This window comes from Microcoleus sp. B9-D4, from assembly GCF_036705105.1.
In the GTDB taxonomy this organism is placed as follows: Bacteria; Cyanobacteriota; Cyanobacteriia; order Cyanobacteriales; family Microcoleaceae; genus Microcoleus.
Window position 1 is genome coordinate 24,662 of the sequence record NZ_JAUBTS010000043.1, and the last position, 16,179, is coordinate 40,840.

The 16,179-nt window shown below is 44.8% G+C and carries 23 protein-coding genes; 12 read left to right on the top strand and 11 right to left on the bottom strand.

Annotated elements, in window-relative coordinates:
- Positions 1-20 precede the first annotated feature (20 nt).
- Positions 21-692, top strand: a complete 672-nt coding sequence (locus QUB24_RS22495; RefSeq protein WP_333155600.1) for a phosphoribosyltransferase family protein — start codon at positions 21-23, stop codon at positions 690-692.
- A gap of 42 nt (positions 693-734) precedes the next feature.
- Entirely contained in the window at positions 735-1,031 is a 297-nt protein-coding gene (locus QUB24_RS22500) for a hypothetical protein (protein WP_333155602.1), read from the top strand.
- Positions 1,032-1,147: 116 nt separating this feature from the next.
- Here the strand turns inward: QUB24_RS22500 and QUB24_RS22505 are convergent, their stop codons facing one another.
- Positions 1,148-1,531: a VOC family protein gene (locus QUB24_RS22505; protein WP_333155603.1), complete on the bottom strand. Its 384-nt coding sequence runs from the start codon at positions 1,529-1,531 to the stop codon at positions 1,148-1,150.
- A 77-nt stretch (positions 1,532-1,608) separates the two neighbouring features.
- Positions 1,609-2,229 (bottom strand): histidine phosphatase family protein, encoded by a 621-nt coding sequence (locus QUB24_RS22510; RefSeq protein WP_333155605.1) that lies wholly within the window; start codon positions 2,227-2,229, stop codon positions 1,609-1,611.
- Positions 2,230-2,284: 55 nt separating this feature from the next.
- On the opposite strand from QUB24_RS22510, the gene QUB24_RS22515 reads away from it, so the two are divergent.
- Entirely contained in the window at positions 2,285-2,752 is a 468-nt protein-coding gene (locus QUB24_RS22515) for a hypothetical protein (protein WP_333155606.1), read from the top strand.
- Between the two features lie 146 nt (positions 2,753-2,898).
- Here the strand turns inward: QUB24_RS22515 and QUB24_RS22520 are convergent, their stop codons facing one another.
- The gene (locus QUB24_RS22520) at positions 2,899-3,225 is read right to left on the bottom strand and encodes a hypothetical protein (RefSeq protein WP_333155608.1); all 327 of its coding nucleotides are present in this window, start codon (positions 3,223-3,225) and stop codon (positions 2,899-2,901) included.
- Positions 3,226-3,379: 154 nt separating this feature from the next.
- Between QUB24_RS22520 and QUB24_RS22525 the strand changes: the two genes are divergently transcribed.
- The 4 genes from QUB24_RS22525 (at position 3,380) to QUB24_RS22540 (ending at position 5,760) form a co-directional block, all read left to right on the top strand.
- Positions 3,380-3,658 carry a hypothetical protein gene (locus QUB24_RS22525; RefSeq protein ID WP_333155609.1) on the top strand — a complete coding sequence of 93 codons (279 nt, stop codon included), beginning with the start codon at positions 3,380-3,382 and terminating at the stop codon, positions 3,656-3,658.
- A 39-nt stretch (positions 3,659-3,697) separates the two neighbouring features.
- Positions 3,698-3,979: a hypothetical protein gene (locus tag QUB24_RS22530; protein ID WP_190740781.1), complete on the top strand. Its 282-nt coding sequence runs from the start codon at positions 3,698-3,700 to the stop codon at positions 3,977-3,979.
- A 360-nt stretch (positions 3,980-4,339) separates the two neighbouring features.
- The gene (locus QUB24_RS22535; protein WP_333155610.1) at positions 4,340-5,167 is read left to right on the top strand and encodes a PHP domain-containing protein; all 828 of its coding nucleotides are present in this window, start codon (positions 4,340-4,342) and stop codon (positions 5,165-5,167) included.
- 383 nt (positions 5,168-5,550) lie between these two features.
- Complete coding sequence (locus QUB24_RS22540; RefSeq protein ID WP_333155612.1) at positions 5,551-5,760, top strand: CsbD family protein; 210 nt, start codon at positions 5,551-5,553, stop codon at positions 5,758-5,760.
- Positions 5,761-6,097: 337 nt separating this feature from the next.
- Here QUB24_RS22540 and xseB read toward each other — a convergent pair whose 3' ends face one another.
- Positions 6,098-6,325 (bottom strand): exodeoxyribonuclease VII small subunit, encoded by a 228-nt coding sequence (xseB, locus tag QUB24_RS22545; RefSeq protein ID WP_333082161.1) that lies wholly within the window; start codon positions 6,323-6,325, stop codon positions 6,098-6,100.
- Positions 6,322-7,491, bottom strand: coding sequence for an exodeoxyribonuclease VII large subunit (gene xseA / locus QUB24_RS22550; protein WP_333155613.1), 1,170 nt, complete (start codon positions 7,489-7,491; stop codon positions 6,322-6,324). The genes xseB and xseA overlap by 4 nt, the downstream gene beginning before the upstream one ends.
- 251 nt (positions 7,492-7,742) lie before the next feature.
- On the opposite strand from xseA, the gene QUB24_RS22555 reads away from it, so the two are divergent.
- Positions 7,743-8,513: a hypothetical protein gene (locus QUB24_RS22555; protein ID WP_333155614.1), complete on the top strand. Its 771-nt coding sequence runs from the start codon at positions 7,743-7,745 to the stop codon at positions 8,511-8,513.
- Positions 8,514-8,629: 116 nt separating this feature from the next.
- Here the strand turns inward: QUB24_RS22555 and gmk are convergent, their stop codons facing one another.
- From gmk to QUB24_RS22575, 4 genes are all read right to left on the bottom strand, one after another.
- The gene (gene gmk / locus QUB24_RS22560) at positions 8,630-9,184 is read right to left on the bottom strand and encodes a guanylate kinase (RefSeq protein WP_333155616.1); all 555 of its coding nucleotides are present in this window, start codon (positions 9,182-9,184) and stop codon (positions 8,630-8,632) included.
- Positions 9,185-9,263: 79 nt separating this feature from the next.
- Positions 9,264-9,530, bottom strand: a complete 267-nt coding sequence (gene remA / locus QUB24_RS22565) for an extracellular matrix/biofilm regulator RemA (RefSeq protein ID WP_236503792.1) — start codon at positions 9,528-9,530, stop codon at positions 9,264-9,266.
- A 1,015-nt stretch (positions 9,531-10,545) separates the two neighbouring features.
- A complete protein-coding gene (locus tag QUB24_RS22570) occupies positions 10,546-12,648 on the bottom strand; it encodes a M3 family metallopeptidase (RefSeq protein WP_333155619.1) in 2,103 nt (700 codons plus the stop codon).
- A 181-nt stretch (positions 12,649-12,829) separates the two neighbouring features.
- On the bottom strand, positions 12,830-13,666 hold the full coding sequence (locus QUB24_RS22575) for a hypothetical protein (RefSeq protein ID WP_333155620.1): 837 nt from the start codon (positions 13,664-13,666) through the stop codon (positions 12,830-12,832).
- Between the two features lie 144 nt (positions 13,667-13,810).
- Here QUB24_RS22575 and QUB24_RS22580 point away from each other — a divergent pair, with 144 nt between their 5' ends.
- A complete protein-coding gene (locus QUB24_RS22580; protein WP_333155622.1) occupies positions 13,811-13,978 on the top strand; it encodes a hypothetical protein in 168 nt (55 codons plus the stop codon).
- Positions 13,979-14,114: 136 nt separating this feature from the next.
- On the top strand, positions 14,115-14,249 hold the full coding sequence (locus QUB24_RS22585; RefSeq protein WP_333155623.1) for a hypothetical protein: 135 nt from the start codon (positions 14,115-14,117) through the stop codon (positions 14,247-14,249).
- A 211-nt stretch (positions 14,250-14,460) separates the two neighbouring features.
- Here the strand turns inward: QUB24_RS22585 and QUB24_RS22590 are convergent, their stop codons facing one another.
- Together QUB24_RS22590 and QUB24_RS22595 are read right to left on the bottom strand one after the other, a co-directional pair.
- Positions 14,461-14,904: a hypothetical protein gene (locus tag QUB24_RS22590; protein ID WP_333155625.1), complete on the bottom strand. Its 444-nt coding sequence runs from the start codon at positions 14,902-14,904 to the stop codon at positions 14,461-14,463.
- Entirely contained in the window at positions 14,885-15,361 is a 477-nt protein-coding gene (locus tag QUB24_RS22595) for a type II toxin-antitoxin system antitoxin SocA domain-containing protein (RefSeq protein WP_333155626.1), read from the bottom strand. Before QUB24_RS22595 ends, QUB24_RS22590 begins: the two co-directional genes overlap by 20 nt.
- A gap of 81 nt (positions 15,362-15,442) precedes the next feature.
- Here QUB24_RS22595 and QUB24_RS22600 point away from each other — a divergent pair, with 81 nt between their 5' ends.
- Both QUB24_RS22600 and QUB24_RS22605 read left to right on the top strand, forming a co-directional pair.
- Positions 15,443-15,856 (top strand): hypothetical protein, encoded by a 414-nt coding sequence (locus QUB24_RS22600; protein WP_333155628.1) that lies wholly within the window; start codon positions 15,443-15,445, stop codon positions 15,854-15,856.
- A 26-nt stretch (positions 15,857-15,882) separates the two neighbouring features.
- Complete coding sequence (locus QUB24_RS22605; protein ID WP_333155630.1) at positions 15,883-16,179, top strand: hypothetical protein; 297 nt, start codon at positions 15,883-15,885, stop codon at positions 16,177-16,179.

Consider the following 16,179-nt stretch of genomic DNA (forward strand, 5'->3'; position numbering starts at 1 on the left):
GAGCTCGTACAGGCAAAAATATGTTCTCTAACCCGTTTTTTGACGATCGCGCCGATGCAGGCGAAAAACTGGCCGAGGCAGTTGCGGACGAGTTCGGCAAGTTGAGTTTAATGACACAGAAGGCGCTGAAACCGATTGTTTACGCCTTGCCGCGCGGGGGTTTGCCCGTTGCTGTGCCGATTGCGCGTCGCTTGGGCTGTCCTTTGGATGTGGTTGTTGCCAAGAAAATTACTCGTCCAGATAATTTAGAATTGGCGATCGGGGCTGCAACTGCTGATGGTCACGTCCTCTGGGAAAAGCAAAAGCAGCACAATTTACGCTTGCAAAAATCAGCATTGCCCGTGGCTCAAAATAATGCTCAATCTCTGCTGGCAGATTTGTCTCCGGGACGCCCCAATATCAGCGCGGCGGGGGCTTTGGCGATTTTGGTTGATGACGGCATTGCTACAGGGATGACGATGGCTGTGGCGGCTAAGGCTTTGCAGTCGCAGCAACCGCTGGCTTTGTGGATTTGCGCGCCTGTGGCCCCGGCAGATTTGATGGGATTTTTGGCCAAAATGGGCGATAAGTTGATCGTTCTGGAGACTCCTCACCCTTTTTACAGTGTCAGCCGCTTTTACGGGCAATTTCCGCAGGTTGAGACGGCTGAGGCTTTAAGGTGTTTGCAGCAACAAACTGAATGGCGATCGTAGGTTAAGCTAGAAGGCTAAATCCAAAAGCTCGATCGCTAACACATGAGACCTTGGCAATATTGGTTGGACACTTTGATTCTGTCTACTCAGCACAATCCGCCTCGCTTTGTTGAGTTGGTAATGTTGACTTTGGCGATGATGTTGCTGGGGCTGTGGAGTGTAACATTGCAGTGGCAGTATTTAACGCTGTGTTTGAGTTATATAATTGGTTCGTCTTTTTCAATTTTGGTGCGGGAATCGATCGATCCCCGGTCTCAATTTCAGCTAACTCACCTGACTGCTTTGTTGTTATTAATATTAATTATCAGTTTTTATAGTTTTGCTGAACTGATTAGGTAGTTGATGTTTTTTTTGACGAACCGCGAAGACGGGAAGAACCACAGGCGGGACGCCTGTTCCACAAAGGAAGAGAAGAGGATAGAAGAGAAGATCGAGAGTTCACCAATAATTAGCCCTCATCCTACATTCTCATGGGATTGATGTAAAATTATGCGGTTCCCGGCAGGATCGAAGGCATAGATTTCTAGACCGTGAGAAGCTTTGATAATTTCTCCGCTGGGCGGATAACCTAAAGCCCAAATTCTGGCGATCGCAGTTTCGATATCGCTGACTTCCAAACAGAGACTCATGCCTGTTTTTGCTCGACTTGCAAATTCCGATTTGTGGGAATCTTTGGGTTTGAATATGCCGAGTCTTAAGCCTGGGAGTTGAAATTCAGCATAAGTATTGGGAATGTAAGGGTTGGGTTCTATGTCGAGAAATTTTGTGTAAAATTTAACTAGAACTTCTTTATCAAGGTCGGCTAAAGTCACTAGGGCGGCGCTGTATAAAAAACTCATATAAATTGGTAATGGGGAATTGGTAATGGGGAATTGGTAATGGGGAATTGGTAATATTATTATAACTTTATCTCTATTTAAAATCTTCCAATTCGTCCGACTATTTGGATTTTACCTTGTGGATATCCTTTGAGAATCACAGCTTCGCCGCTTTGCGGTACAATATCAGTGATAGCGGTAATATTTACTTGATGAGTTACCATAATAATCGCGCCTTTAGTGTTGCGGTTGTCCAGAATTAATTTGCGAATGGCTGCTGTTTGGCTGGCTTCTTTGCTGCTGTCGCTAAAGAACGAGTTCAGGGCTGGGAACGGTTCGACTTTGCCTAAATTTATCAGTTTTGCTGTTTCCAAACACCGACACCACTGACTCGATAAAACTCTGGCAACTTTGATGTTGCGGTTGCGAAATTCGGCTCCAATTTGCTGGGCTTGGGTTCTTCCTTGTGCAGATAAATTGCGCTGGGTAGAACAGTCGCCCAACTTAAAGTTAGCAGGATCTCCCGTACCTGGGGCGATCGCGTGTCGCATTGCTACCACCAACCCTGTCTCATCCCGCTGCAACAATTGCCACCCTGCTTGAGTTTGCGCCTTGGTTGCTGCGTCAGAACTTGCAGTTGCAATCATTAAGCCGATCGACCATACTAAAGCTAGCGACCGGAAAAACCATTTCCAGTTAAGGTAAATCCGTGCAGCCATTGTTGCAGAAGTTAGGAATTAACTTATCATATTATAATACAACAAATATTGCTCTATGGAACTCACCAATTTTATTGCTCTGTCTGTCATTATTGCCCTCGTGCTGGGGATTGGGTTTGGAACAATGACTTGGGCTTACTTCGGCAAGGGCAGCATTTCTGTACTATTTAAAGAACCAATTTTAACTTATCCAGAATTTCCCGATACCGACAGCGGTACCAAAGCTTCCGTTTATTTTCAACAAGGAATTGAGGCTTATCAGTCGGGAAAGTACCGCAAAGCAAAAGATAAATTTACCAGCGCTGTAGAACAAGTTTCAACTTTGGCAGAAGCTTACCACAATCGCGGCTTAGCTTTTGCAAATTTGCGATCGGATGAGGAGGCTGTGGCAGATTTGATCCGTGCCAGCGAATTATACCAACAGCAGGGGGCTGGATTTGCGATCGACACAATTAAACAAAATCTTGCCGCCTTGAAGCAGCGCAAATTAGAACGAGAAAAACAAAAAGCAGTAGCGACCTAAATTATTAGGTTCGCCCCCTGGAACTCAACCCAAACCTAGAGTTTGGGCCTGAAAAACCCGGTTTCTTTAAGGGTGGGGAGAAACCGGGTTTGTTTACATAATTTTTATTAAAGTTGAAACTCAATATTTAACCTTCTCCCGCTCAACTAAATTGTTCTGGAATCTTCTATTTTGTCGATTTTAGCAATCATCATTTCTCGGCTAGGTGCCACAACTCGATAATTAGTAATAGGATCGTAAGCTTCCCATTCTTGAGTTACTTCGCTGTCTTGCCACAAAAACCATTCGCGGTAAATTTCGCCGTCATCAATGTCGCCGCACAAGGGAAGCCAATCATCTCCTCCCAAATTATCAAAGTCTCCTCCTACTAAGTCAATCCAAGCTGTCAGGATACAAGAGTCAATAGCATTATTATTAACAGTGACTGCGTTAGAGTGAAGAGAAGTTTCGGGAAAACAAAGTGTGGATTTCATAAGCTGTACCTGAATGTTATGTTATTAATTTATAAAAAAATCCTCTACGGCAGTGACAGCAGAATGCCACTATCCTAACCTCCACAGTTCCCACCTCGAAAAACCTTGACACCAAAAGTGCTCAAATGCCTCTGCTGTATGACTTGAGACCGCTTTGAGTCAAGTCGCTACACAGGCTAAATTGAGCCACTTTGCCAACTGGCATACAAGAAAGCCCGATCGACCAAATATTGCTGGCGAAGGATCTCGCGCATTGAGGAGCAAAGACAGCGCGACTGGCAATTCTATACTGGGTAAGTTGGCGAGTTTCCGTACAGTTTTTGTGATAAAATTAGCAGTAACCGGACTTTCGTACCGACAGCCTGGTCTTGTCAAAAGCTTTCCAACGAGCTTTCCAATCGTGGTGCGATCGCCAGTTTTGATTTATTGTTAATTTTGCGAAGTCCCGATCGACTGTTAGGGGGAAAAAATTATGCAAGCAACCAACCAAGAAGGAATTATCAATCTGACAATCCACTATACCAACGGCAAACAGCAACACTTCCAGTTCATTGCGCCAGAAGGAACAGTAGGAGAGCAAGCAACTTTAGGCACTCGCCTGCACAAAATGTTGACAGCAGACCCGGTAATTCTCGAATTGGCAGATAAACTGGTAGTTATCCCAGTTCACAACATACAAAGTATTGAAATATCGCCGGTTCCTCCCAAATTGCCAGAGGGTGTCCTTTACCCAATGCGAGAAATCAAGAAATAGCTAAGCTGTTTTGCATCTAAATTCAACTGAAAAGGCGGACAGGATGCTCAACATACGCAAATTTTTAAGAAACAGAAAGGTACAAAGTTAAGGCGGGAAAACTTATTACAGCTAACAGATTTAAATAACAAAAAAACTTGTTGGTTGCACTGAAATCAGTTCAGAAAAAAAAGGCTATTGTAGATAACAGCCAACCGTTATAGCATCACTAATTCAATCTAAAATCGTTCTCCTCTAGCGATCGCGCCCAAGTCTAAAATCTAAAATCTAAAATCTAAAATCTAAAATCGCATGACGGTATATCTCACATGAGTGAGGGGAATAATTGCAGGTTTCGCAGACTTTAACTTACCGAAAAAAATGCTAGAACTCCACTGTCACACAACTTATTCCGACGGCACTCTCACCCCTGCCGAACTCGTAGCCGCCGCCGCGTCTTCGGGGGTTCGCGCCTTGGCCGTCACGGATCACGATACGATGTCTGGTTGGGATGAAGCCTTCGCCGCCGCTGCTTTGTACGGTATCGAAATAGTCCCCGGACTCGAACTCAGCACCGTTCACAACGGCCGTTCGCTGCACATTTTAGGTTTTTATCCCGATGCAAATAAGTTGCGAGTTCCTTTGAACGATCGCCTGGAAGGAAGGTTTCGCCGATCGCAGGAAATGGTCGAAAAATTAGCAGCAATGGGATACGCGATCGAACTGCCAAAAACATCCCCAGGAATGGCACCGGGAAGGCCTCACATTGCCTCTGCGCTGGTAAAAGCCGGTCACGCGAAATCATCGCGGGAAGCATTCGATCGCTGGCTGGGAGATGACGGCCCGGCTTATGTTCATTACGAGAAATTCTCGATCGCCGAAGGCATCGATTTACTGAAGAGTTGCGGCGCAGTACCAGTTTGGGCTCACCCTTATTTATTTCGCGGTGGTGCTGTTGAGGAAGTCTTAAAAGAATTAGTAGATGCTGGTTTAATGGGAGTTGAAGTATACCATCCCAGCCACAGTTCCAGCCAAATCCAAAAGTTGAAAGATTTGTGCCTTCACTACGGTTTGCTGGCCACTGGTGGCAGCGATTATCACGGCCCCGATCCGGAAAGGAAAGCAGCAGATAGCACCCAATTGAATATGCTGCATTTGCCGTTAGAATTGCTGGAACCGATTAAAGTTGCTGCGGCGAGTTTGAAATAGTTTTTTAGGACGCATTTTGCACCATTCTCAAGAACGGGCTCTTCGGCCCGTTCCACAAAAGATAAATTTTCTTGTGGAACAGGCATCTTGCCTGTTCATAAAAGCCGTTCCACAAAAGATAAATTTTCTTGTGGAACAGGCATCTTGCCTGTTCATAAAAGCCTAATTTAGAAGGGTGCAATATCTAAGTTATGACTAATTTTGCGGAGGTATACAGTTGTAAAAAAAAAATCCTTGGATTTTTGAGTGACGTGTTTGCCGGAAGTAAATCATCAGCAGAAGATCGATGTCAAGCAGAATATAAATTAATATGAAGTTAAAGGCAATTGCAGGCGAGTTGATTTTACAATGTTACTAAAGCAACTTGCCAAACGGAGCTTATCATGACTACAGAAGACAGAGCGAAGGCGATCGGCAAAAATTTAGAAGGCAAAGCTCAGGAAATTTTCGGTAATATTACGGGAAACAGAAAAGACCAGGTTGAAGGCAAAGCCAAACAAGCCGAAGCTGCCGCCCGCCACGCTGCAGAAGATGCTAAAAATGCGGTGAAAAATCTGGCAGATAAAGCCAAAAGGTCGATCGACAAATTGTAAGCTGTCGATCATCTAAATTTTATTTTTGGGGCGGGCGAGATGCCCACCCCACAATAATTTTATAGCGCCTTGAATGTAAAATTTGTATGGGTCTGAGCTGAGCAAATCCTTTGTCATCAATGGGGTTTGATATAATTTATTCTGGGAATTTGCATAAAACTGAGGTCGATCGCAATTACTTGTTGTGCTCTTTAAAAACCAGTATCTAGGCGGGGCGGGTTTAGGAGATATTTAGTTTTCAACATAGATGGTTGGTAAAACCCGCCCCTACGATCGCACAAATTATCCAATAACGACTCAACATATTTCACCTACATTAATCCCCGTTCACCTGCGCTTAAAAATCGGGTTCCGCAGCCAAAAGCTCGATCGACAAATCCATCTGTTCCTTCCCCCGCGCCAAAAAGCTTTCGCACTCCTGCCAACACTCCACAGCCACCCCAAACTGCTCGAAAACCTCCTCTAGAGGCAACTCTCCCGATTCCACCCGATCGATAATTGCTTCAATTCGATCGACCGTTTCCTCATAATTCCAGTCAGACTGGCGCAACTGCGAATCAATCATAACTTTTCTTCCGCATCCAATACTTCTACAATCTTAACTTTCAGCACGCCCCGACTCAACCTCACAGTCAATTCCTCTCCCAATTCCAAACCGTCAGTTGTGCGGACGATCGTACCATCACTTTGGATTACCGCCGCATAACCCCTTTGCAATACCGCCGCCGGATTTAATGCGGATAACTTTTCTTGCAATACTTCCAGTTTACCGGTTGCTTGCCGCAAAGTTCGGGATGTCGCAGGCAAACGTTTTAATCGATTTTGTAACAGTTGTAAATGCTCTTCTTCTGTCTGAAATCTTGCCCGCACAGCACTTGCTAAATTGACCATTCGCTGCTTGTGTTCAAAGTAAATATCTGCTAAAATTGGTACAGCTTGAGCCGCCGCCGCAGTGGGAGTGTGTGCTCGTTTATCTGCTACTAAATCGGCGAGAGATTCGTCTCTTTCGTGCCCGATGCCTGTAATAATTGGAATCGCACAATTCGCGATCGCCCTGACAACTCTCTCATCATTAAAACAAGCCAAATCTTCCGCCGAACCGCCGCCCCGCGCTAACACGATCACCTCCGCCCTACCGTCCAATTCTACACGGGCGATCGCCCGCGCGATCGCAGCAGCAGCGAATTCTCCCTGCACTCCTGTCGGCGACAGCAACACCCGCAAACCCGGATATCTTTGGGCTAGAGTCCGCTGAATGTCTCCCCAAGCAGCGCCAGTATCTGATGTCACCACGGCCACAATTTGCGGGTGTGCGGGAATCGGGCGCTTTCTGGCGGGATCGAAAAAACCCTCAGCATCCAAGCGCGATCGCAATTGCTGCAACCGCAAAGCCTGCAATCCTTCCCCAGCCGGCAGCGATTGCACAACAGTCAACTGGTACTCGCCGCGATTTTTGTAAACCCGGATGCTTCCCAAAACCAGCAACTGTTCCCCTTTTGCGGGTATTTGCACCAATTTTTGCCGCTGAGAATTCCACACCACGCAGCGAATCGCAGCGCTTTTGTCGGTGTCGCACAGAGTGAAAAAGCAGCCGCTGGGGTGGTGCGAAACGTTCGACACCTCGCCTGTCAGCCAAACTGATTGCAGGTTGCGATCGCCCTCCAACAACTCTTGCAGGTATGATGTTAGTCCGGCCACAGATAAAGCTGTATCGGGAAGAATTGAAGTCATCCAATTTTAGATTTTAGATTTTAGATTTTAGATTTTAGCTACTATCAATGCTTCGGGCAGTGTGTGATTGCCAAGCGTAAAATAAGGGTTTCAGGGCGATTGCCGAATCGACTTGCTAACGAAAAATCAAGGGTTTCAGAATACAATCTCAAAATAGTCCGGACTATTGTACTATATCTAAGGTAATTTATTTGTAGGCTGAACGGGCGATCGTAATTTTAACTGCAAACAAACTAATGATATCAGATACAATGACTTCGATTAATGTGCTGCGCCAAGAGGCTGCGGCGATCGGCATTACTGAGGAAGAAGCCAGAAAATATGGCGACCTCCGACATAAAAGAACTTGGTCTTTGGCGATCGAACATCACCTCTCAATGCAAGATTTTGCCGATCGCATAGAACAATCCTTCACAACTTCCGAACCCGATTCCTCCAGCGCACTCAACCACTCTCAGACTGAGGAGTCTAAAGACTATGGTATTCAGCTAACAGCGAACCTAGGCGAATCTAGAGTAACCAGGGAGAACCAAACAGCCTCTCTTGCTTCGCCACAACAGCAAGCAGTAGCAATCGGGCGATCGCACGGTAATTCCGACCACCGCAGCGACCAAAACCGAGGTTTTAAACAAGTAGTTCAAAATCATATTAAAGCATTAACAATTGCATCCGCCTCCCGCACAAACCTGCCCCATTCACAACTGGGCAATTGGGTTTGTCCTGAGTGTGGGCCGGAGGGCGAATTGGATTGTTACCTTTGCGCCGGAGAAGGCAATGTAGGGGACATTGCAGCTATTGGCTGGACGCTAGCTTATATGGAAATGTTGGGCTGTTCTGCTCGCGAAATTGAACCGTTGAGAAAATTTTCGCCTTCATTGAATATTCTGGAATTGAATTTCAAAGTTTGTGTTGCTATCAAACAAAGTAGCGAAGTTTTAGCCAGGACGGAGAAATGGGTAAGATTGAAGGAACAAGGAATGCACGACACTGATTTTGACACGGATACACGGATTAATTCTTAATGGTGATTCAGAAGTGAGAAGAAAAAACAACTATCAGTGTATCCGTGACTTCCGTGTCGTGCTGTTGGGCATTAGTCTCAATAAAACTTCAAAATTCACTCATCCCCACCTAAAAATTACTCCAAATTAAGTATTGATTCTAGCTTTTTCAAAGCAAATTCCAAGTCGTCATTAACAACTTGGAAATCGAATTCCCCCGCAGCTTCAATTTCCTCTTTAGCCCGCACCAACCGACGGGCGATCGCACTTTCGGAATCTTGACCCCGACTCCGCAGCCGCCGCTCTAATTCTTCCCAAGAAGGAGGTAAAAGAAAAATTCGCAGCGCCTCTGGAAACTTATTTCTAATTTGCCTAGCCCCTTCGAGCTCAATTTCGAGCAATACCCATTTTCCCTCACCAATTCCTTGTTTAAGACCAAAATAGGGAGTACCGTAAAAATTACCGGCAAACTCGGCCCATTCCGCCAACTCTCCAGCCTCAACCATTTGTTCAAAGCGGCTGCGGCTGACAAAATAGTAGTGCTGTCCCTCAATTTCTCCCTCACGGGGCTCACGAGTTGTCACCGATACCGAAAGATATAATTCAGGATGGCGATTGAGGAGCGATCGTACTAAGGTGCCTTTCCCCACACCGCTAGGCCCCGTCAGAACAATTAATTTACCAGATTTCATTTTTAGAATAGATAACCTGTAACAATTCAAGTTTTCGCTTACTTTAGACTGTAAGCGCTCAAATTGCAACTGACAAACCTCAATCATCCCGACTTTGACCGTCTTTGCTCACCACAAAACGATTAGCAACCGTTTCCGGCTGAATCGCCGAGAGGATGACGTGACTCGAATCTGTAATAATTACCGCTCTCGTGCGGCGCCCGTAAGTAGCGTCAACCAGTTGTCCCCGCTCCCGCGCATCAGTAATAATCCGCTTAATTGGCGCTGACTCTGGACTGACAATGGCAATCACTCGATTAGCAGACACAATGTTACCAAAACCGATATTAATTAATTGAATATCCATGAAAATCTTAATCTATGGGTGAACGACTAACTATCAATCCTTACTTTTTATCATATAATATACAACGATTTTTTCTGATAATCCTCAAATTAATCTCAACTAAGTTTTTTAGTTTCTACCTAAAATTTTTACCCTTTTGACACCCAGTACGCCGTTCTTTATCAAAAATTCAAAAAAGACTCGCTGTTGTAGCTCTATCTTAAAGATTTGGTAAAAGCGTCGATTTTTAGTTGCAAATAAAAGCATTAGCTGTATCGAGAAAAGAGTCCGTCAATGTTGCGAAATATAAAGTTAATTTCAGGGAGAGGGAAAGTTAAGTATAATCAGTGATCAATGACAACAAATATTCACAAATGCTAGTTTGATGAGCATTAAACCTAAACTAAAAGCTGCTGGCGATCCTCTTCGTTGGCGTAGCCCCCGTAGGGGCGGGCTTCGCTAACGCACTTTTTGCCCGATTTTCCACAAAAATATTGGGGATGATGTGCCAAACTACAGATGTTTATTGCATGATTTTCTACAATAAAATTGGTTTGTAGTGAGGACTTTAGTCCTATTAATACCAATAAAAAAGTGTTGCTAGAATTCTCAATTTTATAACTATTATGAAATTTTGTCGAGTCCCGCGCCGGACACGGCATTGCCGTTTCCCTACAGATGATAGCAGGATTATAGCTAGCAAGAATGGGGGGAATTAGTATAAAAATCTGAACCTTTTAGTTTTTACTACAAACATTTTGAATTCAGCACAAGTTAGGCAAAAAGTGGTTTGACGCATGATATGAATTCCGGTTGAATTGGAATGATTAAACCGCAGAGGACACAGAGAACACAGAGGAAGAGAACAGAGAGATATAATTACGATGCTACTGGATTTGATATGAATTATAGCGGTAATAATTCATGCACACCGCACCCTACACATACAGGATATGTGTAAATCTTGTTTAACAAAAAACAGGGATTAATGCAGATAAATTCACCCGCATTAATCCCCACTAATTGCACACTTAAATTAAGCGGCAAATAAACCGCTGTGCCTCAACAAAGCTTTAGTGCTCGGTTCGCGTCCCCGGAAAGTTTTAAACACTTCCATCGGGTGCAAACTGCCGCCCAATCCTAACACTGTATCTCGGAAGCGCTTGCCTGTAGAGGCGATCGCACTTTCATCTTCCAAACCCGCTTCCTCAAAAGCTGCAAAAGCATCAGCGCTGAGCACTTCCGCCCATTTATAACTGTAATACCCCGCCGCATAGCCGCCCGCAAAAATGTGTCCGAAAGCGCACAAAAATGCGTCTTCTGCCAGAGGTGGCAAAACAGTGGTAGTTTTAGCGATACGGTTGCGGACATCGGCCACAGTTTCGCTGCCGCCCGATCGATAGCGGTGGTGCAATTCTATGTCAACGCTGCTAAAATGTACTTGCCTGAGCATGACGCTGCCGCTCATGTAGTGGCGCGCTGCTAGCAGTTTTTGGTAGTAGTGTTCCGGCAAAGTTTCTCCGGTTTCGTAATGCTTTGCCATCCCGAACAAAGTCGCGCGATCGTAACACCAATTTTCCATAAATTGACTGGGCAATTCCACCGCATCCCACTCAACATTATTGATGCCCGAAGCCCCCGGATAGTCTACCGTTGTCAGCATATGCTGCAAACCGTGACCGAATTCGTGAAACAAAGTTTCGACTTCCCCAAAAGTCATTAAACTCGGTTTGCCGTCAACCGGAGGACTTTGGTTGCACACCAAATAAGCCACCGGCAACCGCGTAGTTGTTTTTCCTGCTTCGACCAATTTAGCGCGCACCACACAATCGTTCATCCAAGCACCGCCGCGCTTTTCTTCGGGGCGGCTGTAGGGGTCTAAATAGAAATTGGCGATCGTATTTCCTGCTTCATCATCTATTTGGAAATAGCGCACATCTTTGTGCCACACAGGAGTTTGACCGTCCGCCGCAGTTACTGTCACGCCGAACAGCCGCTTTACTAATCCAAATAATCCCTCTAATACCTGTGGCAAAGCAAAATAAGGCCGCAATTCTTCGGCACTAAAAGCAAACTTTTCTTCCCGGCGCCGTTCCGACCAAAAACCAATATCCCAGTGCTTCAAATCTCCAGCTTCCGCCGCGCCTTTTTCGGCAGCAAAAGCTTTCAATTCTTCTAAATCTTTGACAGCAGCATCATAACTAGCCTGACGCAATTCTTCTAACAAAGCTTCCACTGCTGTAACGTCGGGAGCCATTTTGCTCGCCAGACTCAATTCGGCATAACTGCTAAACCCCAGCAAAGCAGCTTTTTCCTGGCGCAAAGCTAAAATGCGATCGGTTAACGGCCAGTTATTCAATTCTCCGCTACTTGCTCTGCCGATAAAAGCTTTGTACAACTTTTCGCGCAACTCGCGGCGGGTGCTGTGCTGCATGAAAGGGCCGTAACTCGGAAAGTCTAAAGTAATCCGCCAAGGGCCGTTTTCGGCATCCGCATTTTCTTCGCCGGCGCTGCGAGCGGCTTGAGCTGCTAAACTCAACAAACTCGGCGGCAAACCGTCAATTTCGTCTTTGTTTGTGAGGGTGATGCTGAATGCTTTGGTAGCGTCGAGGACGTGATTGGAAAATTGGGTAGTAATTTCGGCCAATTCTAATTGAATGGCATTAAAACGCTCTTTTTGCTCGCCTTCTAAACCGACGCCGGAGAGTTGGGCGTCTCGGAGAGCGGCTTCGACAATTCGCTTTTGAGCTGACTCTAAGCTGTCCCAATTTTCACTAGCCCGCAGCGCTTTAAAAGCTTCATAAAGCGGTTTGCTTTGACTGAGCTTGCTCCAAAATTTTACTACTTCCGGCTGCACTGTTTCGTGAGCCGATCGCAGTTCCGGGCTATTTTTCACCCCCATCAAATGTCCGACAATGCTCCAGCTCCAATTTAAACGCTCTCCGAGTCGCTGCAATGGTTCTACTAAGCCGCTCCAAGTCGGTTCTACAGAGGCTTCTAAGTCAGCTAGCGAGGCTTCTAGTTCGGTCAGCAGTTGGGTAACAGCGGGGACTACGTGTTCGGGTTTGATCGCGTCAAATGGGGGCAATCCTTGACCGATTAGTAACGGGTTATCAGCAATAGTTACAGTTGCAGTCATTTAATTTTCTTGTAACAGGTTGAAAATAGGTGAACTAGACAGATTAGCTTTTAATCTTTTAACACAGTTGTCGAAAAAGTAGGACTCGATCGGGCGTGAGTCGGAGAGTCGGAGAGTGTCGAGCGTGTCCGAGGGGAAAAGTATTCCTTCTGACTGATGACTAATGACTGCTGACTAATGACTAATGACGGGTCTCTTGTGTGTGCTGCAACTCCTTGACAACTGAGATTAAGCGCTTGAGGTGAGGTTTGACAACTTCTTGCTGCTCGTGTTCCAAACGGTGGATTTGAGCTTGGACAATAGACAAATCCGCAGTCGATTGGTGTGCGGGAGCTTGCAGTTGGCTTTGCAAATTGGCCATGACTTTCTGGATTTCCAAAAATCGAGTATTTACTACTTCCCAGTCGTCTCGGCTGATAGAAGTTTCTGCCAAGCCTTGCGTGGCGCTTTGCAGTTGCTCTATAGCCTGTTCCACAGCTTGGAGATTCGCCCGTTGGCCTTCTCGAAAATCTTGCACTTGTTCGCTCACCTGCTGGCGGACATCGAGTACAGCAGACGCCACGATTTCTTGCAAAGAAGCTACCGACTCTCCTAAACTCAGCAATTGCCGCTGGATATCGATCGACTCCTCAAAAGCCTCATGCCTAGGCAGTGCAGCCATTTGCTGGCGCAGCGCTGCAATATCTGCAGACAACTGCCTGCGTAATTTAACAATTACCGTCACCGCCGTTTTTTCGACTTTATTGACAGACTTTTGGACTTGGGCCATTTCCGAATTTTGATGCACCCGCACTTGCTGCTCGAACCGATACCGGTTAGCAACATTCAGCGACAAAGCCAAAGTTAGGGGAGCAACCCCGTAAAAAGCTTGACCCGACACAGCCACCGCCAGGGAACCCACACCAGAGGCCGCCAGAGAGGCGTACTCTGCCATCTCCAGCCAGTGCCTTTGAGGAAAACTTGGTCTCAAGTGGTTTGCAACAGAGGGTTTTGGCTTCCGCACGGCTCTTTGGGTCATAGTATTTGCTCGTTGTTGGTAAGGTTGCGAGACTGGGTGGAGCATCGATTTCTATCCTTTTTTCAGTTATATGTTTTAGATTATTTCTGGGCACTCTTCTATTTTTACCTTTGTGAGTAAGTTAAGGATGACTGCCATATTATTATGTATTTGGGAGCCTGTGGCGATCGCGCCCAATTCCGGCTGTTAAAAGGTTCGCCCCCACGCGCCCTCTATTTTACAGGAGTTAGCGCGATCGGGTTCGGGCGATCGACAATAGCTGCCCAGGCTAACCGAACAATGCCTAAGACTATTTTAGATTTTAGATTTTAGATTAAAAGTTAAAAAATGCGACCTACTGAGGGCGATCGTCGTTTGGAGCGTGTCGGGAGTTGCATTTTTGTTCGCCCATTGGTATAATTTACTCTTTCTGAATTGCCCCTCTCAAATTTACTGCAAAAATTGACCAATGAACTCAGAAAAACCCGGAATTGGCGATCGGCTAAAGTCTATTTTCAGTATCGCCATCTTTATCATTCTCGTACTAGGAGTAGGCTTTTTAAGCGTTAATTTTATTTCAGCTCTCTCTGCAAAACTTTCTTAAAATTAGGACTTACGCATGGGGTTCAGAAACCGGGTTTTTTGCGAGAATATTTTGTCGCAGCCACAGATTCGATGAAAAACCCGGTTTCTTTGGCTTTGATGCGTAAGTCCTGAAAATGACTGATGAGTAACGCTCTTTTTTTAGATTTCAAACTTCGCCGAAGTTGTCGGGAATCGGGAATATTGTGTTTTTTTCAAAATTTATTATAATTTCAACTATAAAGATTGTGGTCTGGATCTAGCCAGACAATATAAAAAACATTTTCACTAAAAAAGCCATGCACCCTGCCGTATTCATTAGCAGATATTTGAAACTGGTAGGGAACATTTATTAGGATATCTTCATTGGGAATGCCAAAGCCATTAGGTTCAGTAGTATTTTTCCAAACTATGCTATGACAGCGCAGACTTTTACTCTGATTATTGATAACCTCTTGAGCATTCAATTGTGACAAATCGCGCAGCCGTCTCAGTAGAGACGCTAGATACTTAGCGTCTCTACCACCAATTGAAAACTTATCTTTATCATCCTGGTAATACCTGAAAGAAAAACTAATTCCTTCGGGAATTTGGATATTGACAACCTCTCTCTTTGGTGAAGATGGTTGACTACGAATCTCTGTATCTTGTCTTTTTTTATGCTTCTTCGATGACACGGGTTTTGTAAAATTTTCTCATTGATTCCTTCGTAATAATAGCATGAGAAGGTTCATCTTTTGGCAACTCACCTCTAGCATTAATCCAAGGATCTTCACGGCGCACCATCAATTCTAACTCATAGGCATCCCGAAAGAGGTAATCGTCAGCTAACTCGTCTAAAAACTCTTGTACTTCTTCGGGAAACTCTGGTTTTTCGACTTCTTTCAGAATTGGCTTCCAGTCAAATTGTTCTTTGTATTCATAAAATAAAGCCGGGATAGTCGGCCCGTGCACCCAAGCTTCAAAATCTTCATCAAAAAGCGGTGTATCTTCAAAGGCTAAATACCATGCTTGGGCGTAGTACAATAGTTTTTGTAGCTTGTGGTTGCTGAGATAGGAGCCTACATCATTCGCGAACCAGATGTAGTAATCAGCGAGTTTTGAGGCTGTTGTGACTGTAGTTATTGTGGTCATATAACTCGACTCAATAAGTTTTGTATTCTATGATAGCACAGACTGTTAACAGTTAACTATTAGAGGTTATAATATGTTTGTTTGCAGTTAACTTTTTTTCAGGCAAGGTTAAAGTTGATTTTTGATGAAGGTAGGCAATTAGAGATTGGGCAGGCAATTGAGCGGGTGAGAGACGGAATTTTCTGGAAACCAGGAAAAGCAATGTCTCATTTACTCAAAAGGATTAATTTAGGTCATTTAGGGCCGGATGCGACCCTTGAAGAATATAATGGAGTTATCAGTTTTATTGTGAGGGATGCTGATGCTAAAGTTTATGTGTATGTCTACGGAGAAACGTTTTATCCGACAGTTACCAGCAGTGTAAATAACACAATATGGCTGGTAATGATGGGCTTGGATGGAGTTTTAGAAACGGCTTTTCCTCCAAAGGAACCGGAAAGCTACCTGGCTAATTCAATGTTTATTTATGTAGGTTTAGTTAAGGATTTGTTATGAATGTTTTGGTAAAAAACTATTGTGTAATGGTTGAATTTCCTGATGTGAGTGGGGCTGAACATTTAGAAATGTTGCAACTTAGAGATGAGTTGGCAAAAGTTGAATCTCAACTGAGTGAGGAAGAGAAAGGTTTATTAGCAAATGCCGATCGACGGTTAGTTGAACAAGCAAATGAGTTTTATGAGGAGTTGTCGAGATTTGTGGATTTAATGCAGAAGCGCAAATTTGAGGAGATTACACCTCAGCGTTGGTGGTGGTATTTGGATGTTTTGGCATTGTTGCCGAATTTGAGGAAACAAGAGTTGACAAGCGGTGTTGTTTGA